General features: G+C 67.8%; 23 protein-coding genes. 19 read left to right on the plus strand and 4 right to left on the minus strand.

What is annotated here, in order from left to right; genetic code table 11:
• Positions 1 to 4 precede the first annotated feature (4 nt).
• A complete protein-coding gene (gene fxlM / locus ACIBVP_RS42935) occupies positions 5 to 1,258 on the minus strand; it encodes a methyltransferase, FxLD system (protein ID WP_396112370.1) in 1,254 nt (417 codons plus the stop codon).
• Between the two features lie 10 nt (positions 1,259 to 1,268).
• Entirely contained in the window at positions 1,269 to 1,730 is a 462-nt protein-coding gene (locus ACIBVP_RS42940) for a Scr1 family TA system antitoxin-like transcriptional regulator (protein WP_396112371.1), read from the minus strand.
• A 760-nt stretch (positions 1,731 to 2,490) separates the two neighbouring features.
• Between ACIBVP_RS42940 and ACIBVP_RS42945 the strand changes: the two genes are divergently transcribed.
• The 6 genes from ACIBVP_RS42945 (at position 2,491) to ACIBVP_RS42970 (ending at position 7,223) form a co-directional block, all read left to right on the plus strand.
• Entirely contained in the window at positions 2,491 to 2,991 is a 501-nt protein-coding gene (locus tag ACIBVP_RS42945; RefSeq protein WP_168523005.1) for a hypothetical protein, read from the plus strand.
• Positions 2,992 to 3,077: 86 nt separating this feature from the next.
• Complete coding sequence (locus ACIBVP_RS42950) at positions 3,078 to 3,329, plus strand: hypothetical protein (protein ID WP_168523003.1); 252 nt, start codon at positions 3,078 to 3,080, stop codon at positions 3,327 to 3,329.
• 1,371 nt (positions 3,330 to 4,700) lie between these two features.
• A complete protein-coding gene (locus ACIBVP_RS42955; RefSeq protein WP_168523001.1) occupies positions 4,701 to 5,066 on the plus strand; it encodes a hypothetical protein in 366 nt (121 codons plus the stop codon).
• Positions 5,067 to 5,157: 91 nt separating this feature from the next.
• Positions 5,158 to 6,141 carry a sigma-70 family RNA polymerase sigma factor gene (locus tag ACIBVP_RS42960; protein ID WP_168522999.1) on the plus strand — a complete coding sequence of 328 codons (984 nt, stop codon included), beginning with the start codon at positions 5,158 to 5,160 and terminating at the stop codon, positions 6,139 to 6,141.
• A gap of 44 nt (positions 6,142 to 6,185) precedes the next feature.
• Positions 6,186 to 6,647: a hypothetical protein gene (locus tag ACIBVP_RS42965; RefSeq protein ID WP_168522997.1), complete on the plus strand. Its 462-nt coding sequence runs from the start codon at positions 6,186 to 6,188 to the stop codon at positions 6,645 to 6,647.
• A gap of 48 nt (positions 6,648 to 6,695) precedes the next feature.
• On the plus strand, positions 6,696 to 7,223 hold the full coding sequence (locus tag ACIBVP_RS42970; protein WP_376768928.1) for a helix-turn-helix domain-containing protein: 528 nt from the start codon (positions 6,696 to 6,698) through the stop codon (positions 7,221 to 7,223).
• Here ACIBVP_RS42970 and ACIBVP_RS42975 read toward each other — a convergent pair.
• The gene (locus ACIBVP_RS42975; protein WP_168522995.1) at positions 7,204 to 7,848 is read right to left on the minus strand and encodes a prepilin peptidase; all 645 of its coding nucleotides are present in this window, start codon (positions 7,846 to 7,848) and stop codon (positions 7,204 to 7,206) included. The two genes, ACIBVP_RS42970 and ACIBVP_RS42975, sit on opposite strands and share 20 nt — an antisense overlap.
• 517 nt (positions 7,849 to 8,365) lie before the next feature.
• Here ACIBVP_RS42975 and ACIBVP_RS42980 point away from each other — a divergent pair.
• The 13 genes from ACIBVP_RS42980 to ACIBVP_RS43040 all read left to right on the plus strand — a co-directional run bounded on the left by ACIBVP_RS42980 (position 8,366) and on the right by ACIBVP_RS43040 (position 19,964).
• On the plus strand, positions 8,366 to 8,722 hold the full coding sequence (locus ACIBVP_RS42980; protein ID WP_228714238.1) for a hypothetical protein: 357 nt from the start codon (positions 8,366 to 8,368) through the stop codon (positions 8,720 to 8,722).
• The gene (locus tag ACIBVP_RS42985) at positions 8,716 to 9,759 is read left to right on the plus strand and encodes a hypothetical protein (protein ID WP_168522993.1); all 1,044 of its coding nucleotides are present in this window, start codon (positions 8,716 to 8,718) and stop codon (positions 9,757 to 9,759) included. The genes ACIBVP_RS42980 and ACIBVP_RS42985 overlap by 7 nt, the downstream gene beginning before the upstream one ends.
• 119 nt (positions 9,760 to 9,878) lie before the next feature.
• Positions 9,879 to 10,592, plus strand: coding sequence for an SAF domain-containing protein (locus tag ACIBVP_RS42990; RefSeq protein ID WP_168522990.1), 714 nt, complete (start codon positions 9,879 to 9,881; stop codon positions 10,590 to 10,592).
• Positions 10,592 to 11,431 (plus strand): chromosome partitioning protein, encoded by an 840-nt coding sequence (locus ACIBVP_RS42995; RefSeq protein WP_168522988.1) that lies wholly within the window; start codon positions 10,592 to 10,594, stop codon positions 11,429 to 11,431. Before ACIBVP_RS42990 ends, ACIBVP_RS42995 begins: the two co-directional genes overlap by 1 nt.
• A complete protein-coding gene (locus ACIBVP_RS43000) occupies positions 11,428 to 12,876 on the plus strand; it encodes a CpaF family protein (RefSeq protein WP_168522986.1) in 1,449 nt (482 codons plus the stop codon). Before ACIBVP_RS42995 ends, ACIBVP_RS43000 begins: the two co-directional genes overlap by 4 nt.
• The gene (locus ACIBVP_RS43005) at positions 12,873 to 13,796 is read left to right on the plus strand and encodes a type II secretion system F family protein (RefSeq protein ID WP_110341582.1); all 924 of its coding nucleotides are present in this window, start codon (positions 12,873 to 12,875) and stop codon (positions 13,794 to 13,796) included. Before ACIBVP_RS43000 ends, ACIBVP_RS43005 begins: the two co-directional genes overlap by 4 nt.
• The gene (locus ACIBVP_RS43010) at positions 13,793 to 14,686 is read left to right on the plus strand and encodes a type II secretion system F family protein (protein ID WP_168522985.1); all 894 of its coding nucleotides are present in this window, start codon (positions 13,793 to 13,795) and stop codon (positions 14,684 to 14,686) included. The genes ACIBVP_RS43005 and ACIBVP_RS43010 overlap by 4 nt, the downstream gene beginning before the upstream one ends.
• 52 nt (positions 14,687 to 14,738) lie before the next feature.
• Positions 14,739 to 14,924, plus strand: coding sequence for a hypothetical protein (locus tag ACIBVP_RS43015; protein WP_168522983.1), 186 nt, complete (start codon positions 14,739 to 14,741; stop codon positions 14,922 to 14,924).
• Positions 14,925 to 14,937: 13 nt separating this feature from the next.
• Positions 14,938 to 15,420 (plus strand): TadE/TadG family type IV pilus assembly protein, encoded by a 483-nt coding sequence (locus tag ACIBVP_RS43020; RefSeq protein WP_246272455.1) that lies wholly within the window; start codon positions 14,938 to 14,940, stop codon positions 15,418 to 15,420.
• Positions 15,417 to 15,914, plus strand: a complete 498-nt coding sequence (locus ACIBVP_RS43025) for a TadE/TadG family type IV pilus assembly protein (RefSeq protein WP_246272451.1) — start codon at positions 15,417 to 15,419, stop codon at positions 15,912 to 15,914. Before ACIBVP_RS43020 ends, ACIBVP_RS43025 begins: the two co-directional genes overlap by 4 nt.
• Positions 15,911 to 16,363, plus strand: coding sequence for a pilus assembly protein TadG-related protein (locus tag ACIBVP_RS43030; RefSeq protein WP_396112372.1), 453 nt, complete (start codon positions 15,911 to 15,913; stop codon positions 16,361 to 16,363). The genes ACIBVP_RS43025 and ACIBVP_RS43030 overlap by 4 nt, the downstream gene beginning before the upstream one ends.
• A 54-nt stretch (positions 16,364 to 16,417) precedes the next feature.
• On the plus strand, positions 16,418 to 16,858 hold the full coding sequence (locus ACIBVP_RS43035) for a hypothetical protein (protein WP_168522981.1): 441 nt from the start codon (positions 16,418 to 16,420) through the stop codon (positions 16,856 to 16,858).
• Positions 16,859 to 16,922: 64 nt separating this feature from the next.
• Positions 16,923 to 19,964, plus strand: coding sequence for a BTAD domain-containing putative transcriptional regulator (locus ACIBVP_RS43040; protein WP_168522979.1), 3,042 nt, complete (start codon positions 16,923 to 16,925; stop codon positions 19,962 to 19,964).
• A gap of 26 nt (positions 19,965 to 19,990) precedes the next feature.
• Here ACIBVP_RS43040 and ACIBVP_RS43045 read toward each other — a convergent pair whose 3' ends face one another.
• Positions 19,991 to 20,362: a helix-turn-helix domain-containing protein gene (locus tag ACIBVP_RS43045; protein ID WP_168522977.1), complete on the minus strand. Its 372-nt coding sequence runs from the start codon at positions 20,360 to 20,362 to the stop codon at positions 19,991 to 19,993.
• Positions 20,363 to 21,247 lie beyond the last annotated feature (885 nt).

Here is a 21,247-nt window from a genome sequence, read left to right on the forward strand (position 1 = left end):
ACCATTACTCCCAGGTGACGATCATGGGCTTGGTCGGGCGGTCCAACACCACGCGGCCGGGGTTGGCGTCCGGCTGAGGCGTGGCGTCCGGGATGGCGAAGCGGACCGTGGACGAGCGGAAGCCCTTGTCCCAGGTCGTGATCTCGCTTGCGACCTGCTCGGCGAGTGCCTGGCCGCTGGCCCCATGGCCGATGACGCCCACCTCGAAGCGCCGGCCGCCGTCCGGGCCGGGCTCGGCCGGGCGGATGGTGAGGTAGGCAAGGCTGCCGTCGACGGCAGTGGTGGCCATCGCCACCGTGGGGAACATCGGCCGCACCAGGCCGCTGTCCTTCGCGGCCGGGGCGACCTCCATGCGCATGAGGGGGTTGGGCAGGTGGCAAGCCAGCCACAGGTCCAGCCACTCGAAGGACTCCCTCGGGACGAAGTGCACCCCGGTCCACACCTCACGGGCGGGGGTGTCGAAGACCCCGGCGAGGTTGTCCGGATCGGTGGCGTGGTTGTTGTCCTTGTGCGTCTGCAACGTCACCTCGCCAGCGGTGCCGGTGAGGTCGAGGACACGGCGGGCGTCGTCACCGAGGCCCCGCAGGGGCATGAAGATCGCCATCTCGCTCCCCAGGCTGCTCCAGCCGTCCTGGTCGCGTTCGAAGACGATGCTGCGCGAGGCGCACCCGCGCAGACGCACCGGGGCGACCAGGCGCCCGCTGGGTGCGAGCTGGTCGAGCCAGGCGGTGGGGATCTCGTGGGCGCCGACGGTGGCGATGACGCGGTCGAAGGGCGCGGTCTCCGGATGGCCGAGCGCGCCGTCGGCGGCGACCGCCTCGACGTTCCTGATCCCGGCGGCGGCGAGGTGCTCGCGGGCACCGACGACGAGGTCCTCGTCGATGTCGATCGTGGTGACGTGCCCGGTCGGGCCGGTCAGGGTGGCCATCAGGGCGGCGTTGTAGCCGGTGGCCGCGCCGAGTTCGAGCAGTCGCTCGCCGGGCTGGATGCCGAGCTGTTCGAGCATCATGGCGACGATCTTGGGCTGGGACGCGGCGCTGATGCGGGTGCCGTCGCCCTCGTGCTTGGTGTAGACGGGCTCGTCGGCGTACGCCTCGGTCAGCGGGAGGCCGGGGAGGAACAGGTGGCGCGGCACCTGGCGGAACGCTGCCTCGACGGCGTCGGTGCGGATGGTGCCATCCTTGATGAGGCGCTTGGTGAGCTGGGCGCGCAGTTCGTCCGCGGAGTCGGTGGAGGCGTCACTCACAGTAGTCGTCATTGTCGGAACCCTAACGGTGTTGGAGGTGGTCCCGGCTGGTGCCTGCCGGGTAGGCGTGCTCGGTGAATCGGCATGGAACGCGGATGAACGCCTCGCACTGCAGCAGGCCCGGAGGCACCTCGCACTCGACGGTGCGGATGAGGTCGCAGTGCTCCTCCAGATCCACCATCGTTCGGAACTGCTCGCTGTAGTGGCTGCGGATGCCGGTCCACTTGCCGCGCTGGTGGTTGTTCCGCCGCAGTTCCAGCAGCACGTCCTTGTGCCACTGTTCGGTCACGCCGAGGCCGTCGAGCAACAGGAGCAGGTCGCCAGGGGTAATGCTGGCCTGCCCTGCTTCCAGAGCGGCGATCTTGCTCTGGCCCTTCTCGATCAGCGCTGCCGCTTCCTCCTGCGACTTGCCTGCGAGCTCGCGCAGGTGCTCGATCTCCTTGCCGAGCAGGAGCTTCTTCGCGGTCGGCGTGACCTTGGCCATGCGGTGCCCTTCCCGAGCGGACGGTGAGCTCGTTCCATCCTCGCTGGTCACACAGCGTACTCAAGCACAACCACCCATTCGGGTGCATATCTAAATTCCGATTATCGGAGTAGCGTCGGGAGCTAGTTCCGATAATCTGACTTTAGATGACTGGACACGGTACACCGTCCGGTCGACCGCCACGAAGGAGGGGTCCGCATGCCGCAGTGGCTGCTGATCTACGTGCTCGTAGCGGCGCTAACCCTCGTGGTGGTACTCGCTGGCCTGTGCTGGCTGGCGTGGGCCACTTGCAAGTGGCTCGACAACCGGCGGGACCGGCGGTGCCAAGCCGCACGCACCATGGTGTTGGCGCGCATCGCGGCCGGGCACGTCAACGAGCCCCTCGGCGGGGAGGCTGCTTCCCCCGACAGCGGCCTCCCCGCCGAGGTTCCACAGCGTCAACGAGCGCTCCCGCGGTCGCCAGCACGTGTTTGTCGGCCTTCAACCGATCTGCCAACTGGACGTCACGCCCGCGCTGCCCACTCTGCGAATGGAGGTGCTCCTGTTCGATCACGACGGACTGCATCTGTCAGTCCCGGTTCCTGAACCTCAGATCGAGTGTTCCGCACCCCGCATGCATCAACCGGCCGCAGTCTGATCCTCGGGCTCATACCGATCGGGCCCCGGAAATCCAGTCGCGCAGCCGTAAAGGGTCACCGCGGCCTTACGTGCGTGGTTCGTGCTGAACACTCCAACGTGTCCACAAAGGAGATGATCAGCGGTGGCTGTCGCTACGCTTGACGATCTCGATCAGCTCGCTGGCCGCGAACCCAAATTTGGTCCCACGGCACAGCGTTGCAGCCAGTACTACAACGATCACGGCCTCCCGGTCGCCCTCGACTTCCCGTCTCGGTGCATCTTCCTCACAGTCGGTGGCCTCGTTGGTGCTATCACAACGCCCGCGCCGATCGGGACGAATGTGTTGCGACGTTTGGACATCGCGATGTCTGGAGGTCCAGTGGTCATCGACTCCGGCAGGAAGCGATGGATCTTCCTTACCGGCTCCCCGCGTTCGATCAACGATGACACGGCAGTCGACCTACTTCGCCTCGGTGTGACTGTCCATAAAGGCGGCGAACGGTTGGCGCTCCCCACACCCGACGAAGAACAGCTCGGACTACGACAGTGGCAGCGACGACTGATCGCCGGTCGAGACCTGCCTCTGCAGTCACTCGTCATTGCCATGATCAGGATCGCAGGCTCCCAAGGCCCAGTGACCTGAAGCCCACGCACCTGGCAGGCCGAAGCCATCTCGAATCATTCGCGGATCCATTGCGCGAGCCTGCTGCCGTCAAGAGGAGCGCAGTCATGGCTGAATGCGGACCGCTGACGATCACCGGCTGGCAAACGCTTGTCGTCGTCGTACTCATCGTCGTGATCACCTTCGTCTACGGCGAACTCTGTGCACGAGACGCAGCCCGGAGAATCCGCGACGAGTTCTACGTCGAGGACAACGACTCCGGCGATGAGGAATACGGATGGTCGGCCAACGAGGCTGACACGGGGCCGATCGAATTCGACGAGAGACCCCAGAGACGCGCACGGCACTCGCAAGAGTGAGCGCGAGTACCTGACTGCCCGCGGCGAGCCCATCCATCTCGGACTCGTCCTATTGGGAGTGAGACAACGATGACCGGAGCGCCTCACCCGATGCCCGGACTATGGCTTACCGAGGTACGCGAAGCGGCTGTCAACTACGTCCGCCACGGTTGGCCAGTCCGGCCGGCGCCACTAACCTCCACAGCCGTTTCGGGATTCTGTGACGACGAGATCACCGACGCCGAGGAAGCCCTGGACGTGTGGACCAGGGCACCGTATCCAATACTTCTGGGTTGCGGATCGGCCGTCGAGGCGATTGAGGTTCCCGGCCTGGTGTCGCGGAATGCGATCCACTCCCTCCGTGCCGCCGGCCTGCTTGGACCGATCATCGCCGCTCCATTCGGCACCGACTACATGCTCGCTTCGGCAGGTCAACGACGAACTGTTCTCGAAGATCGCGACGTCGTAGGTCGACAACTTGCACAAGGGGAACGGTTGGTACTGCCGCCGACGGCTGTCGATGCGCCTCTCCACCGATGGCGCATCTCGCCGACGGCCGTTGGCTGGAAGCTGCCGAACTTTTCCGCTCTACAGCGGGAACTGGCTAAGTCATCGCTCCCTCGCCAAAGTGATCCAGCCGTCCTTGCCCGATGTGGACAGGCATGAAGTGCCACCATGTCGCCGACTGGCCCAGGCCGGAAGCCTCCCCCGAGCCGGGGCCACGTCGGCCGTCAGGCCACAGCGTCGAAGACGCACAGTGTCAGGAGGTCGTGAAGGCGGCATCGATCGCCCGGCCTCCGAAGCGGCTCCGCTCCGGCCTGACCTCCGACTGCGACGCGGCCGGGCCCGCGCCCCGATCTACCCGGCCGTGTCGCAGTCTCCTCGCCACACCCCCGACGTCCAAAAAGGACCGACCGTTTGTATCAGGCGTCTGTTCGATTACGCCGTAGCCTCCTCAAATTTCCAGTTCCTCCATGACCGATCGGAACGTCCGAACTTGTTGAACCAAAAGGATTGTGGGGTGTCGAGCCCATGAGTAGCGGGGCCAGCAACCCACCTGAACGGACATTCACTCCCGCCGATATTCCGGTGCTCCCCGGCACGAGCCGCCTCGGCCTGTTGATACTGGCCAGTTCCGAGTGCCCCTTGAGGTGGCAGCCAGGAGTTGGGCGGCACGCGAGTCTTGGCAACGACAGGTGGGTGCTTCACCTTCCGGCCGAGTCACCACTCCTGTTGGCGCAGAGTGTCCGCCGTACCCACGGAGTACTCGGCGTTTCGGTGCAGTCTTCCGGACCCGTCACGGCCGCGGACCGCCTCGCGCTGGCTTTCGCGGAGCACTTGAGCGTTATGCGTACGTCGGACAAGAGTCCTTATCCGCTCAGTGGCGCTTTCGTGACAAGCGCGAAGCGAGACGTCCCCGGTTCCCGAGACGCACTCATCCGGCTGTTTCACTTCGCCTCCGTCCGCACTTCGGCAGGAGTCAGCGACGCGGTCGTCTGGGAATGGATCGACCGTCCCAACGCGGAGGCATGGTTCGGATCACCATTGCCGGAGCTCGGCCCGCTGGAACTCCACCTCGCGGAGCTGCTGCAGCTGCGCCGCGCGGTGCGGGCAAATCGGTATCCCCAAACACCCGACGGCGTCGCCCTCGCTGACGCACTGAAAGACCGGCACTTCTCCAACCGATTCGTGCTGGACAACTACTACCTCGTATGCCGACTGATAGCCGGTCACATCGACAAGGAGAGCAATCAATGAGCCGCACAATGAAAACTCTGACTGCGACCGCGGCCGGCGGTACCGCTTGCGCTGCCCCGGACGGTACGAAGTTTCGACGGCGGGATGCACAATGACTGCGGCCTGCATCGAACGCGCTCAGGCGTACGACCGGAGCTACGGGAGCTGGGCGCGCTCATCCGGTCAACATGCGCTGTCCCCTTGGGCGCCATCGGATGCGGCATCGGCGCAGCCCTTGGCATTTCGATCAGCAATCGCCCCCGATGACGCGTGGCTGATCAGAGCAGTCCGCGACGGGAACATCGCGGCCTATGGCGAGCTGTACGTACGCCATGTCGCTGCTGCATACAACCTTGCTCGTCAGCTCGCCCGTTCGGCCATCGAGGCGGACGACCTGGTGTCGGAGGCATTCAGCAAGGTTCTTAGCTCCCTGCAAGGTGGTCGAGGACCAGACTCGGCGTTCCGCGCCTACCTGCTCACGGCCTTGCGTCACACGGCTTACGACAAAACGCGGAGGGACCGGAAGGTTGAGCTGACCGAGGACGTGACGACCGCGGTAAACCCGGTACTCGTAAGCGTGCAGTTCGACGACACCGCGTCGGCTGGCCTTGAGAAGGAGCTTGCGGCGAACGCGTTTGCTCGGCTGCCTGAGCGATGGCAGACGGTACTTTGGCTGACCGAGATCGAAAGCAGGTCACCAGCAGAGGTTGGTCCGAAACTCGGTCTGACAGCCAATGGCGTGTCCGCGCTGGCTTACCGGGCGCGCGAAGGGCTTCGACAGGCATACCTACAAGAGCATCTCGCAGGAGCAACGGGATCCCGTTGCCAGCCTACGGTCGATCGGCTCGGTGCCTGGACTCGGCGCGGCCTGCCAACGCGGGAGGCTCAGCAGGTTCGTGACCACCTTGCTGAGTGCGGTTCATGCCGCACGCTTTCGTTGGAACTTGCCGAGATCAACACCTCCTTCCGCGTCCGTGCAGCTGGGAAACGGTCTTGCGCCCAGGTTGGTAAGAGCCGTCGGCAGCAGGAACGCGGGCGGTTGCCGTCTGCGGCGCTTGCTGAGCGTGGCACCGCTGCCGTGAAGCTAGCGAGCTAACCGTATTGAGTCTCAAAGTTGTTAGGCACCAACGGAACCACAATATGTCTTCGCGCGCACCGCGGCTGGCCGCCGCCGAGAAGCAGACGATTGTCGACCTGTACCTGACCAAGGTCAACGGACGGTGGCCAACGAATACTGCCATCGCTCGTCAAGTCGGCCGCTCTCGCACGGCTGTGGAAAACACCATCGAGAAGGCCGGGGTCGCACGAGGCAAGAAACGCCGACTGACCACAGGGGAGAAGAAACGCATTATCGCGCTGTACCAGACATGGACTGGTACCCGCTGGACCTCCAGCATCGAGATCAGCAAGATCGTGGGTCGACCGCCCAGCACCATCAATCGAGTAGTCACCGAGGCGGGTATCAATCGCACCATCAGTGAGGCACTGAGTGCGCAAGTGCCCGACCCACTGCGGCAACAGATCATCCACCTCTACACAGCGACAGGCTGGTCCTATCCGAAGGTCGCCGAGCACCTGAAGATCGGTTCGCGTGTGGTTTAAGACGTGCTTGACGCCGCTGATGTCATTGTGCGACAAGGCCCCAACAGGATGGCCAAGGTTCGCATCAGGGAGGCCAGGCGCCTGGTCGCTCTTTATCAACAGGGCCTCTCCGCGCGGGAGGTCGCCGAGCGCACGGGCCGCACGCGCGGAGTCGTCGAGAGCCTCGTACGTGATGCAGGGGTTCAGCGGACCCGCTCCGAGGCCGCACGGATGGCGGCGCGACGACGGGCTGCGCGGACCAAGCTCGCGGCCATGGCGATGCGTCCGTCGGCCAGACGGTGGATCACCGGAACCACCGTTGAGGACTTGTCCAATGAGCAGGACGTGCCGACGGACCTGATGTGGGAGGCGCTATCGCGCACTCTGACGCCAGCCGACCTCCGCCGGAGGCGGGCTATCACGCGTGAAGCGAGCAACCTGGTTCCCCTTGGCGGCGATAGCCGCGAGAGCGAGTGCGGCCTGACGTGTCCTTACGCATGCGCCGCGGTGTGCGCCCGAACCCTGGGGCGCCAAGACCGGCACTCCGCACTGACCGGGAAGACCGGCCTCGTGGACGTCAAGTCGTCGGCTGGATGAGGATCGCGGCGAGCGCACCAACGACGAGGAACGGCCCGAGGGAGATCTCCTTGGTCGGTTCCACCCGCCGGGCGATGCGCAGCACAACCAACGTAATGGCCGCACCGAGCCAGCCGAGCAGTGTTCCCACCAGCAGCGCCGCCCACCCATTCCAACCCAGCGCAAGGCCCAGCATGCCCCCAAGCCGGAGATCTCCGCCGCCGAGCTGGCCAGGTCGAAGGAAGTAGAGCGCTCCGTAGAACGCGAGGAGCGCGAGCAGGCCGGCAGTGGAGCGGAGGACCGGGTACGCGTCGCGGTTGAGCAGGGCAGCCATGCCGAAGAGCGCGGCGAGGATGATGCCGCTGGGCCAGATGAGCTTGGTGGGTAGCGTGCGGGAGTTCCAGTCGATCGCGGCCAGCAGGACACCAGCAGCGGCGAGCCAGGAGTAGGCGAACAGGTCGGGCACGGCGCCGATGCGCCAGGCCAGTGCCGAGAACAGGACCGCGGTGACCACTTCGAGCAGGCCCCGTGGGGCCAGTCGTTCGCACCCCGCCGGGAGAAGCGAGCTTCGCTGGACGGCGATACGCAGGACACTGGCGACAACGAGTCCGACCAGGCCCCAGCCGGCGAGGCTGAGCGCGGTCACCGAGACGCTCGCGCCATTCGCCTGCTCGCGGATGTGACAGAGCTCGTCAACGCTGTACCCCCTGTAGCCCCCTGGTTACGGCCTTCCGGTGTAATGAACCTACTACTCAGCGCCATTTGGACACGGTGTCATTAGCCCATTTGGGTGAACTTTGACCTGTTTTCGCTGTTCCGACACTTGTGTCCCTTCATAGGGACATTGCGGTCTCCTAGGGGGCGCCAGGTAGACGTGAGGAGTACCACACTAGATCGAAAGGAATTTTCGCAGATCCGAGGGGGTGCACGTGGTCGGGGGCAACGTACACGGCCGCAACGGCCGGCGCAGGGTGGGACTGGCGGTTGTTGGACTCGCGGCGCTGACGTTGGCGGCCTGTAGTTCGAACTCGTCTTCGACGCCTGGGGGCACGACTGGGGCGGCAACACCGCCATCAACGACCAGCGCTCCGCCGTCGTCGGCTTCTCCGGCGGACACAGCGCGTCAGCAGGCGACGGCTGCCTACACGGGCATGTGGCGGCAGATGGCCAAGGCCGGTGAAACCGCCGACTGGCAGTCACCTGAGCTCGCAAAGTACGCGACCGGCGACGCGCTCGGGGTGATCAACCGCAGCCTGTACACGGACCATCTCAACGGTGTCGTGACGAAGGGCGAGCCGAAGACGAACCCCCAGGTGTCCAAGGTGGATCCGCCGGACAACCCGACCACGGTCATGATCTCGGACTGCGGAGATGACAGCGGCTGGCTGAAGTACAAGAACGGTCAGCTGCTCAACGACACACCGGGCGGGCGACGCTCGATCACCGCGGAAGTCAAAAAGCAGCAGGACGGCACGTGGAGGGTCACCCGCTTCGCAGTAGAGGCGGTGGGCACGTGTTAAAGCGATTGGGAGTCGTAGTCGGTCTGTCCGCGGCCGTGATCGTGGCGACCGCGGTCCCCGCCTTCGCGGACGGCGGGTGGGGATTCACCGACTGCAGCCAGTACCCCAACCCTGGTTGCGAACTCGGCGCGGGCAAGAATCCCCGCCCTGGAAGCGGTAACCAGGGCAACGGGAACAGCAAGCCTGGCAACCCTGGACAGAGCAAGCCCGGCTCGGGTCAGGCCAACGCCAATGGCGACACGATCATCGGCGGTAACCCCAACCTGGCCCAGTGCGGCTATGTGCGCAGTGATTACCAGGGCCCGCCACCGGGAGGCGTGCAGCCGGCGGCCTTCCAGGTTCCGCCCAAGACCGGCGGAGTCACCGCGGTCCCCGCGGTGTACCGGCCGCAGAGCGCGTCGGCCACCGCGCAGTTCGCGGTCGCGCAGCCGCGGTTCGCGCAGGCCCAACCACCGTCCGGCGCCTGGTACGTCTACAAGTGCACCGGGCCCGGCTTCGCGGATGCGCTGTACCGGCCGCCGGTCTGGATCGCTGACGGCCAGCCCGGCCCGGCGCCACTGCCGTCGCCAGCCGAGCTCGCGGCGCAGGCGCGGAACCAGCTGCGGCTTCCTACTCCGAAGATCAAGGCGAACCCGGCTGGCGATCAGCTGGTCAGCCTGCCGACGTGGTTGTGGCTGGACCGCAGCAGCTGGGGTGACGTCTCGGCCACCGCGTCGGTGCCGGGCGTGTCGGTGACTGCGGTCGCGAGGCCGACCTCGGTGACGTGGTCGATGGGTGATGGCGGCTCGGTGACCTGTACTGGTCCTGGCTCGCCGTTCCCCGCCGGTGGTGACCCGAAGAGCGCCTCGCCGGACTGCGGCTACACCTACAAGACGTCCTCGGCCGGGCAGCGCGCCGACGCGTTCCCGGTGACCGCCACGGTGAACTGGACCGTGACGTGGTCGGGCGCGGGCCAGGGCGGCACGTTCCCGAACATGACGACCTCGGCCTCGGTGGCGTTCCGCGTGGCGGAGAGCCAGGGAATCGCGACCGGCTGAGCAAAGCCTCCCGCCTCACGAGGGCGGGCGTGCACAACGAAACACCCTGTTGCGAACAAGGCACGTCGAATACCCGAGTCGACGCGTCGCGATGGCGTCATGCCTGAAGGAGGTCGGTGGTGACCACTACCGCAGGTTCGACCAGCACGGACACGACGACGCAGAAACCAGCGTCGCCGAACGCGTGGGCTGGCCGTGACGGCAAGACTCCTTCGCGTTTGAGCGGCAGCGGTCGGCGCCGAAGCGTGCCTTACCTATTGCTCGGTGTTCTGCTGGTCCTGGTGTGTGCGGCCGGCGGTGTGTTCGCCGGAATGCAGCTGGGTGACCGGGAAAACGTGCTCGCGCTGGCCCGTCCTGTTGCCGTAGGCCAAGTTCTGACGGCGCAGGATCTCAAGCAGGTCAGCATGGCCGCAGACTCCGGCATGGACGTGATGCCCGCATCGGCTGCGTCCACAGTGGTGGGTCAGCCGGTGGCGTTCAGCCTGCCCGCCGGCTCACTTGTGACCCGTTCGGTGCTCGGCGCCCCACAGATTCCGGCACAGGGCAAGGCAATCGCCGCCGTCGGGCTGAAGCCGGGACAGTTCCCGCCCGACCTGTCGCCCGGTACCACCGTCGCGGTCCTCACGACTCCAGGGCAGGGCACAACGACCGGAACGTCGACCGGTTCCGGGCAGACGTCGTCGTGGACCGCGGTGGTGACAGGCATTGCCACGCGCGAGACCGAGCAGACCACGGTCGTGTCGCTGCAACTATCCGAATCGGACGCTCGCGCATTGGCATCGGCCCCGGCGGGACAACTCAGTCTGGTCGCGATCGCGGGAGGAGGCCGCTGATGCTCATCGCCGTCTGCTCGCTGAAAGGGTCGCCGGGCGTGACCACACTGGCGACCGCGCTCGGCGCCCGTTGGCCGGGCCAGGAGAACCCGATCGTGGTCGAGGTCGACCCCGCCGGCGGTGACCTGATGGCCCGCTTCCGGCTGCCCGACACACCGGGCCTGGTCAGCTTGGCCGCGGCGGCACGAGGCCGTAGCGGTGCCGATCCGAATCTGCTCGCCCAGCACACCCAGCTTCTCCCCGGTGGCCTGCGGGTGGTGCTCGGCCCGGTCGGTGCCGAACAAGCTCGCGCCGCCCTGACGGTGCTGGCCTCGGGCCCGTCCTCGCCGCTGCGTCGGGCCACAGACCAGCCGGAGACCACGGTCATCGCCGACTGCGGCCGGGTCGATCCGGACTCGCCCGCGTTCCCGATCATCCGCAGCGCGGACGCGATGCTGCTGGTCGCCCGCCCGCACGACGACGAGCTCGCGCACGTCGCGCTCAAGCTGCAGGCCGCCCAGCAGTGGTCACGACGCCCGTGCTTCGTCCTGGTCGGCGACGGCTACCCGACCGCGGAGGTCTCCCAAGCGCTGCGCATCCCGGTGATGGGTCGCGTGCCGCGCGACGACAAGGGCGCCGCAGTGTTGTGTGGCCAGGGCACCGGCCGACGTGGGCCCGACAAGTCCCCGCTGGGGCGGGCCGCCGCCAGGATCGCGCTCAACCTTTATGCGCACGGGCACCAGCCGACCGGCAACGGCGCCCGTGCCTCGCACCTGCGGTTGGCCGTTCCGGGTGAGCCGGTCTCGGGTGTGGCGCTGCAACCGCTCGGGCCGCAAACCCGTAACGGAGCGACGCCATGACGCGGCCTGACGTCGGTGATCCGCGCCTGGCGGCGTCGACCAACGGCGCCGGCCCGAACCTGGCTGCCCACCACGCGGCTGGACCGGCGGATCTGCCACACCGGCCTGCCGGGGAAGCCGCCGCGGTGGAACGGCTGCGGCAGCACCTGCGCGAGGAGTTGTCCGCCCAACTCAGCCAACGCATCCGGGCTGACGAGACCGCCGGCCGCCCGCCGATGGACGCCCCAGCACGCCGCCGGCTGGCCGAGGCGATCCTGACCGACGCGGCCGAGGCGCACGCCCAGGCCGAGCTGCGCAACTCCGCCACCGGCGGGATGCTCGTGGCTCCCGAGGTCGAGCAGCGTCTGATTCGCCAGGTCCTGGACGAGGTCTTCGGTCTGGCCGGTCTGGAACCGCTGCTGGCCGACACCGACATCGAGAACATCAACATCAACGGCGACCGTGTCTTCGTCAAGTACGCCGATGGCCGTCGCAAGCGGTTGCCCCCGGTGGTCGGCTCGGACACCGAGCTGATCGACCTCATCCGGGACCTGGCTACCCGTTCCGGAGTGGAGGAGCGCCGCTTCGACCGCGGCAGCCCGATCGTGAACTTCCAGCTGCCCGGTGGCGAGCGTGTCTCGGCGGTCATGGCGGTCACCGCGCGCCCGTCGGTGTCGATCCGCCGGCACCGGTTCACCAAGGTCACGCTGGCCGAGCTGCGCGAGAACGGCACCATCGACCTCGCGCTGGAGAGCTTCCTGAAGGCCCTGGTGCGCGCCAAGCGCAACGTCCTGGTCACCGGCGGCACGGCGATCGGCAAGACCACCCTGCTGCGCGGCCTGGCCTCGGCCATCCCATCGTGGGAACGGCTGATCACCATCGAGGACGTCTTCGAACTCGGCCTCGGCGAGGACGCCGAGGCGCACCCGGATGTGGTGGCGCTGCAGGCCCGCGAACCGAACATCGAGGGCCAGGGCGAGATCTCGCTGTCGGACCTGGTGTGGCAGTCCCTGCGCATGTCGCCGGACCGGGTCATCGTCGGCGAGGTCCGCGGGCCCGAGGTCATCCCGCTGACCAACGCGATGTCCATGGGCAACGACGGCAGCATGGGCACCCTGCACAGCAGCTCCAGCCAGGGCGCGTTCACCAAGCTGGCCGCCTACGCCGTGCAAGGCCCCGAGCGGTTGCCGATGGAAGCGACCAACCTGCTGGTGGCTGCGGCGCTGCACTTCGTGGTGCACCTGGAAAAGCCCCGCGACGACCCGAGCAAGCGCGTGGTGTCCTCCATCCGGGAAGTCGTCGGCGCCGACGGCGCCCAGATCATCAGCAACGAGGTCTGGCGCCCCGGCCCGGACCTGCGCGCCGTACCGGGCGCGCCGCTGCGCACCGACACCGTCGACCTGCTCGTCGAGGCGGGTTACGACCCGGACCTGTTCGAGCGGCGCGAAGGGTGGTGGACGCCATGACCACGACCGCCGCCCTGTTCGGCCTGCTCGGTGCCGGTGTGGCCGTCGGTGTCCTGCTCATCGCCGCCGGGCTGCGCGGCCGGCCCGCCCGTCCGGCGACTCCGTCGCGGCTGAGTGCCTGGCTGGCCGCCCGGCATGACCGCAAGCGGGTCGGCTGGCTCGTCGTGGCCGTGCTCGCCGGCCTGGCCGTCGGCGCGGTCACCGGCTGGGTGGTCGCCGCCATCCTGACCGCGCTCGCGGTAGTCGGCCTGCCGCGGATCCTCGGCTCGAACGTCGACCACAAGCGCCACCTCGAACGCATCGAGGCGATCGCCGGGTGGACGGAGATGCTGCGTGACACCCTGGTGGCCGCGGCCGGCCTGGAACAGGCCATCCTCGCCACCGCCCCGGCCTGCCCCGAAGCGATCCGCGAGGAGATCACCGAGCTCGCCGTCCGGCTGGAACGCGGCGAACGCCTCGCACCGTCCCTGCGCCACCTCGCCGACCAACTGCGCGACCCCACCGCGGACCTGGTGATCTCCGCGCTCGTGCTCGCCGCCGAGCACCAGGCCCGCCAACTGGCCGACCTGCTCGGCGAACTCGCCAGCGAGGCACGCGAGCAGGCGTCCATGCGGATGCGCGTCGAGGCCGGCCGCGCCCGCACCCGGACCAGCGTCCGCGTCATCGTGATCACCACGCTGTCCTTCGCGATCGGGCTGGTGCTGCTCAACCGCGGCTACCTCGCCCCCTACGACTCCGCGTTCGGGCAAATCATGTTGCTGTTCGTCGGCGCGCTGTTCGCGGCAGCTTTTGCTTGGCTGGCACGGATTGCGCGGATGCGTGAGCCGGAGCGCTTCCTCACGGAGCTGGCCACGATCCGGCCCCACGACGCCGACGTGGACGTCGATGACTTGCTCACCGGGAAGGGGGCGTCGTCATGATCAGCGCGTTGTTGTGGGGCGCCGGGCTCGGCGTCGGCTTGTGGGCGCTCGTGGTCTACGTGTTCCCGCCGAGGCCGCCGCTGCGCGCTCTGGTCGACCGGTTGCACGCGACGCCCGCGCCGCCACCGATCCTCACCGCGGACTCCGACGGCTGGGCGTTGCGCGTGGGCCGGCCGTTCATCAAGCCGTTGGCCGCGCTCGGGTTGCCCAACCGCAAATTGCGCAACGACCTCGCGGTCACTGGCAAGAGCATTGAACATCACCTGGCCGAGAAGGCCACGCTGGCGCTGACCGGCCTGTTGCTGCCGATCCTGATGCAACTGCTGCTCGTCGTGGCCGACGCTGGTCTCGGCTGGGAAGTCCCCGCGGTCGCCAGCCTGCTCTTCGCGCTCGGTGGGTTCCTGTTGCCGGATATCAGCGTGCGGCAGGAAGCCGAGCGGCGGCGCTCGACCTTCCGGCACGCGCTGTCGGCCTACCTGAACCTGATCCGGGTCCTGCTGGCCGGCGGCGCCGGAGTCGACGGCGCGCTGTCGGACGCGGTCGGCATCGGCAAGGGCTGGGCCTTCCAACAGCTGCGCCGTGCGCTGGTCACCGCCAAGCTGACCCGCACCACACCGTGGTCGACCCTCGGTCAGCTCGGCACCGAGCTCGACGTGCATCAGCTGTCCGAGCTGGCCGCCTCGGTCAGCCTCGCCGGCACCGAGGGCGCCCGCGTGCGCGCCAGCCTCGCGGCCAAGGCCGCGGCGCTGCGCACCCGTGAACTCACCGACGCTGAAGGCGAAGCGCAGGCCGCCACCGAACGGATGAGCCTTCCCGTGGTGATGCTGTTCGGCGGGTTCCTGATTTTCATCGGGTTCCCTGCCCTCGCGAGCGTGCTGGGAGGTCTCTGAAGTTCCCACAAGGACTGTCCATACCGGATCCCGAACCACAGGGGAGAAGCTGATGTTCACCGAAGTTCAGATCCTCATCGCCCGCATCCGGGCCGAGCTGGAGCGGCTGCGCCGCGACGAGGCGGGCTACTCGACCGAGGCGGTCGTGGTCACCGCGTTGCTGGCGGCGCTGGCCATCGCGGTCATTGCGATCATCGTCATCAAGGTCACCCAGAAAGCCAACGGCATCAACCTGTAGGCCGGTGACCACGATGCCTCGACGCCCCAGCCGATCCCGCACGCCAAACACGCGCGAGCGTCCACACCGGATGCGCGTGCGGGCGGCGCTGCGTCGGCTGCGGACGGATCAGCATGGCGCCGGCACGGTCGAACTCGTCATCGCCACGCCCCTGCTGTTACTGCTGATCCTGTTGATCGCGCAGTTCGCGCTCTACATGCACGCCACCCACATCGCCCAAGCCGCCGCTTCCGAAGCCCTGTCCGCGGCACGCGTGTACGGCGGCAGTACGGCCGCAGGCAATGCCGAAGGACAACGAGTCCTCACCCAACTCGGAAGTGGCCCGCTGCAAGGAACATCGGTCAACGTCCAGCGAGGACCGAACCAAGCATCCGTGACGGTCACCGGAACCGTGATCAACGTGATTCCGTTCGCGACCTTCACGGTGCACGCCGAAGCCGTTGGGCCCGTTGAGAAATTCACCCCGCCGACCGGTGCAGGGGCGGTGGCACCATGACCGCGGCCCGCCGTCTTCCCGCGTTCGCGCGCTCGATGCGCGCGAGCATTCGCGCGCTGCGTCGGAACGAACGAGGCTCCGCTGCGGCCGAGCTCACTCTACTGACCCCGCTGCTGATCCTGCTGCTGTTGTTCGTGGTGTTCTGCGGCCGGCTGGCCGACACCAAGCTGCGGATCAACGACGTCGCGCACCAAGCGGCCCGCGCCGCCACCCTGGCCCGCACCCCATCGCAGGCCACCGCCAACGCCCAAGCCACCGCCAGCGCAGCCCTGGCGTCCGCGGGAATCACCTGCCAGTCGTTGTCGGTGTCCACCGACACACAGGGACTCAAGCCGGGCTCCACGGTGACCGTCACCGTGTCCTGCAGCGTCGGCTTCGGGGACCTGACCTCGCTCGGCGTGCCTGGCAGCCGGACGTTCCAATCCAGCTTCTCCTCCCCGGTCGATGTCTGGCGCGGCACCGCCCCGAACGCCCAAGCGGGAGGTGCGCCATGAGGGTGGTCGCATCGCTGCGCCGCCGAACCGGCCGGCTGCGCGAAGACCAGGACGGCCGGGTGACCGCCTTCGTCGTCATCATCGCCCTCGCCGCGCTGCTGTTTGCCGGGCTCGTGCTCGACGGCGGGCTCGCCCTGGCCGCCAAGGTCCGTGCGATGGGCGAGGCGCAGGAAGCCGCGCGGGCCGGCGCCCAGGAAATCGACCTGACCGCCTACCGCGCCGACGGAACCCTGCGCCTGGTCCCACAACAAGCCAGCGCCGCGGCCCGCAGCTACCTCGCCGCCGCCGGCCACACCGGCACCGTCTCGGTCGCCGGCAACACCGTGAACGTGACCGTCAGCATCGACCAGCCGACCCAGCTGCTCGGACTGGTCAGCATCGGCTCAATCACCGTCACGGGAACCGGGCAGGCCCAACCGCAACGCGGAATCTCCGGAGTACTCCCATGACGACCTTCACATGCTCGTACCCAGTTCAGTGCCACACCGGGGAAGGAGACCAGGATGGCGACGACTGAAGAGATCGAACGCCGCGTCGAGCAAGCCGACGCGGCCCGCAGCGCGAAGCGGGCAGCTGCGGCCAAGCGCGTCGGTGAACTCGCACTGCTGCGGGCAGAGGTGGCCGAGAAACTCGGCGACATCGAGCGAGAACTCGGCGACGTCCTCGCTGAGTCCAGCGACGTCATTAGCGTTGACGAGCTGGCCAAGTTCACCGACGTACCCGCCACCGACCTCACCCAGTGGCTCAACGGGCGCAAGACGACTCGCCCCAAGCGCAAGCGGTCCACCGCCGGCACCGCTACCGCGAAACGGGACGCGAGCCAAGCATCGTCCACATCGAACACGGCGCCGGCCACCACCCAGCAGTCCGCGTTACCCGAGCTCGCCGGACCTCGCAACGGCGCGGCGGACACCTCCACCCGGATTCCCGCGCCGGTGACATGACGCCGCTGGCTCCGCTGGCGACCGCGGAGCCGTAAACCTGTACGTCCAAGGAATCGAGCACGCCATGACCGCACACTCGCACTTCTCTCACCGAAAGCCGATACGGCCGGGGACAGGCCGCCCCGCGTGGTGGGCGCTGGCCGCGGTGCTCCGGTTCGTGCGCGGTCTGCTCGCCCTCGTCGTCCTGCTCGCGCTCGTGGCGGGCCTGCCCTGGGCCCTCGTGCACTTTGTGGGGTGGCCCCTGCCTGACGACGTGCCGACCTGGGACGAGATCCAGGCGACGCTGCTCAACCCGATGAGCGCGCAGTTCCTGCTCAACACCCTGGCGGTGCTGTGCTGGATCGTCTGGTTCTTCTTCGCACTCGACGTCCTGCGCTGCACAGTCGATGCGGCGCGCGGGATCACCTGGCCGCAGGTCCGCCCGCCTGGCCCGCTGCACGGCCTCGCCGCGGCCCTGATCGGCACCATCGTGCTGACCCTGCTCGGCAACCGGACCCCGTACACGGCTCCCACCCCGACCACCGCAGCCTTGGCCGCCGATCTCACGCCGGTCGCCGTCGTCGCACCGCTGACCCCAGGCCCGGCCACGCAGGCCGCGGCTCCGCAGGCGGCCGTCGTCCCGGCCGCCACGTTGGCGGTCGATCGGGCAGCGCCGGCCCCGCCGGGCATGGTCCAGGTCACCGAGGAGGTCCGGCTCCCCGAGGACGGGATCTACGACAGCCTGTGGCGGGTCGCCGAACGCATCTACGGTCCCGGCGGCGGAACCCGGTGGCCCGAGTTGTTCCAGCTCAACCGCGGCGTGGAGCAGCCCGACGGCCGCGCGCTGACCCAACCCAACCTCGTGCGCCCCGGCTGGAAGATCACCGCCTACATCCCGGCCCCGCCCGAACAACATCCTCCCGGCGAGCAGCAGCCGCAGGTGCCGCCTCCGCAGCCGCCACCTCCTCCGACGAGCACTGCGCCGACCACGCCTCCGTCAACACAGCCCGCGCCGAACACGACCCCGGCGCCGGCCGACGAGGCCGGCCAGCACCACGACGACCAGGCCGAACCGGGGCTGGACCTGCTGACCGGCGTGTTCGTCAGCCTTGGCCTGGCCGGAGCGATCACGACGGCCATGGTCTCGGTCCGGATGTGGCGCCGACGCCGCTACCGCATCGGCAGCGGCGACCGTGCCGACCTGCAGCGGCCGATCGCGCCCGTGGTCCGCGCCCTGCGGGCCGCCTACGACCAGGACGACGGCAACCGCAGGCCCGTGGACGACGTGGAGTTCGTCGACCTCGCGCCGGCTCCACCGCGGATCCACATCACCGCCGCCGGGGCGCTGGAGCCCGACGACGAACCAGTCCCGGTGACGACGAGGGTCGGCGTGCGGGGTGGTCGCGAACTCGCCCTGAACCTGGCGAGCACCCGCGGCCTCGGTCTCGCCGGCCCCGGCGCCACCGCCGCTGCCCGCGCACTGCTGCTGCACCTGCTCACCGAACAGCAGCCCGGCGACGGCATCCGCGTGCTCGTCCCCGCCGACGACCTGCACCTCGTCTTCGACGGCGCCGACGTCGAGAACCTGCCGTCCACCATCCACGTCGTCGCCACGCTCGACGCCGCCCTCGACGAGATGGAAGCGGCCCTGCTCACCCGGACCCGCCACGCCATCGAGGAGACCGAAACCCGACTCACTCCGGCCTCGCTCGTGCTGCTCGCCAGCCCCATGCCCCACGCGGAACGCCGCCTGCAAGCCGTGCTCGACAACGGCTCGACCCTCGGCCTGGCCGGCGTGCTCCTCGGCCAGTGGCGCCCCGGCGCGACCGTGCGCGTCCGCCACGACGGCACCGTCAGCGCGACCAGCCCTGGCCTCGGCGACGCCCTCGCCGACACACGCCTGTTCAGCCTGCCCTCCACCGACGCCACCGAACTGCTTGCCGTGCTCCGCGATGCTGAAGGCCCCGCCGACCTGGCCACACCCGACCACGCAACCAGCGGCTTCACCGGCGGCGAACTCGCACCGCCCGCAGACGATCACGACGTTGCACCCACGCCGCCCGTCCCCGCACAGCGCTCGGTCGACGAGATGACCCAGCTCGAATCCACCCGCCCGCCGGAACAGGAAGACAACCAGCAGACCCCACCGGCCCCGAGCCTCCAGTTGCTGGACGTCCAGCCCATCCCCGTGGACGTCCCGCCGAAGGCCCCGGCCGCGCACACCCCGGACGACACCGACGAGCGCCGCACGGCCGCCGAGGACGTCAAGCCAGCCGCCGAGCAGGCACCGGCTGCCGAGGAAACCCGGAAACCGGACAACGGTGACGTGGCAGCACCGCAACCCCCGCTGGTTGTGCGTGTGCTGGGACGCCTGCACCTGGCCCTGCGCGGCGACGAGGGAGAGAAGGAGCTCAGCGGCGCGCTGACACCGAAGCAACGGGAACTGCTCGTCTACCTCGCGCTGCACCCCCACGGCGTCCGCCGCGAAGTCCTCAACGAAGCCGTCTGGCCCGACAGCCGGCCACCGCGGCCGTACAACTCGTTCCACAACACCCTGTCGATGTTGCGCCGCGCGCTCACCGACGCCACCGACGGCAGGATCAACAACCTCATCCTCAACGACGACGGCCGCTACCAGCTCAACAACGAACTCGCCGTCGTCGACTACTGGCAACTCCAGCACGCCCTGCAGGCGCCCCGCCCAACCGACGCCGCGGCGCAGGCCCAGCTGCACGACGCCGTCGAGCTCTACCAGGGCGACCTCGCCGAGGACCTGCTCGTGCCCTGGATCGAACCGTTCCGCGAGGCCACCCGACGCGACGTCCTGGACGCGCTCGGCGCCCTGATCCGCGCGCACGGCGACAGCGACCCAGAAACCATGCTCACGCTGCTGGAACGCACCCGGAAGCTCGACCGCTACAACGAGGGCGTCTACCGCGACATCATCCGCACCCAGGCCCGCCTCGACCAGTACGCCGCCATCCCACGCACCCTCGCGCTGCTGACCACCACACTCGACGAGATCGGCCAAAACCCCAGCGCCGACACGCTGAACCTCGCCGACTTCCTCCAACGCCGCGGCAGCACCCGGCGGCCGGTCTCCACCGACAACGCCGCAGCCAGCTGAACCGCGTCCGCCAGTGCAGCGGTACCTCAGTCAGGCTGATCGTCGTCCTGCGGCTGATCGCCGTCGTCCGGCGCCTTCTGCAGGCGCTCGATCAGATCGATGTTCTCTTCCGCCCAGTCGATCAGAGGCCGCGCCCGAACCAGCAAATCCGCGCCCGCGGGCGTCAGCGAGTACACCACCGACCGCGGAAACGTCCGTTCCTCGACCCGGTCCACAAGGCCGGCTGTCTCCATCCTTCGCAAGGTCCGGCCCAATGCCCGGCTCTGAATCCTGCGAACCGACCCGGTCCACGGATCGAACGTGGTCATCTCCTGGATGGCGGCATGCAGCTCGTTGTAATGCAGCGGCCCAGCATTCAACGCCACCAGAATGTGCGTGATCCATTCCCCGTTCAGCACGTGACGGAGATCCCGCGACCGCGCTAGATACCTAGCGTCCCCCGTTACCATGTACACCCCCCAAACTCGTTCGTGATGGCTCGCCTACACCCCGCCCCCGCGGCACAGACGAGCCCTGAGATTCAAAGATTAGAATCGCCTCCTTTCCAGTTACAGGCGTATAATTTCGCCCGGTACCAGCGGCCTCGATGATCAGTGTCAAGGTTGTCAACGTTACGTCAAACGGGGTACCCCGTGCAGCGTATTTCTACTTAGGACGAACCGGCGTCACCACATCGAGTGACCAACTAGTAGGTCAACAGCACGGTCAGTGACCACCTTGTAGTGTCCTGGTCACCTACCAGACGACGGTCCGATCCAACTACCTGTTAGAGCGGTAGCCCTCCGACGCCGCGAACTGCCTGGTCACGCAGCCTGCAGGGGCTACCGATGCTCCGCCCGACTCGGTGGCCGGCAGGCACATGAACAGTCGATTTGGGTGGGTGGTCGCCTGCCGTTCCTCATGATCCGGTGGTCACCCCGAGTGCTCCGGTCACCATCCTTCCGTACCCCACTTTCCACCGGCTGATGGTTACGCATTGGCCTCACCTCTCGCTGCTCGGTCGTCACGGCTGCAAGCCCCCTGCTGCACACTTGCCGCTGATCAACTTCGGTCGAATCCGATACTTTGTTTCAATTCGCATTCAATCACCATTCGCACTTGACGATCACAATTGCGAGCACATGTCAATACTCAAACTCTACTTGAGTTCTCTTGGCTTGAATCGCGTGAGTGGATAGCTCGAATAACAACGCTCGCGATTCGCCATTTCTTGGCATTTCGCCATCCATAAAGCACAAAGCAAGAGATGAGCTGTCCGCTCCGCTGGGGCCTCTGCCGCGCCG

It is taken from the genome of Actinophytocola sp. NPDC049390, from assembly GCF_044466355.1.
Lineage (GTDB): Bacteria > Actinomycetota > Actinomycetes > Mycobacteriales > Pseudonocardiaceae > Actinophytocola.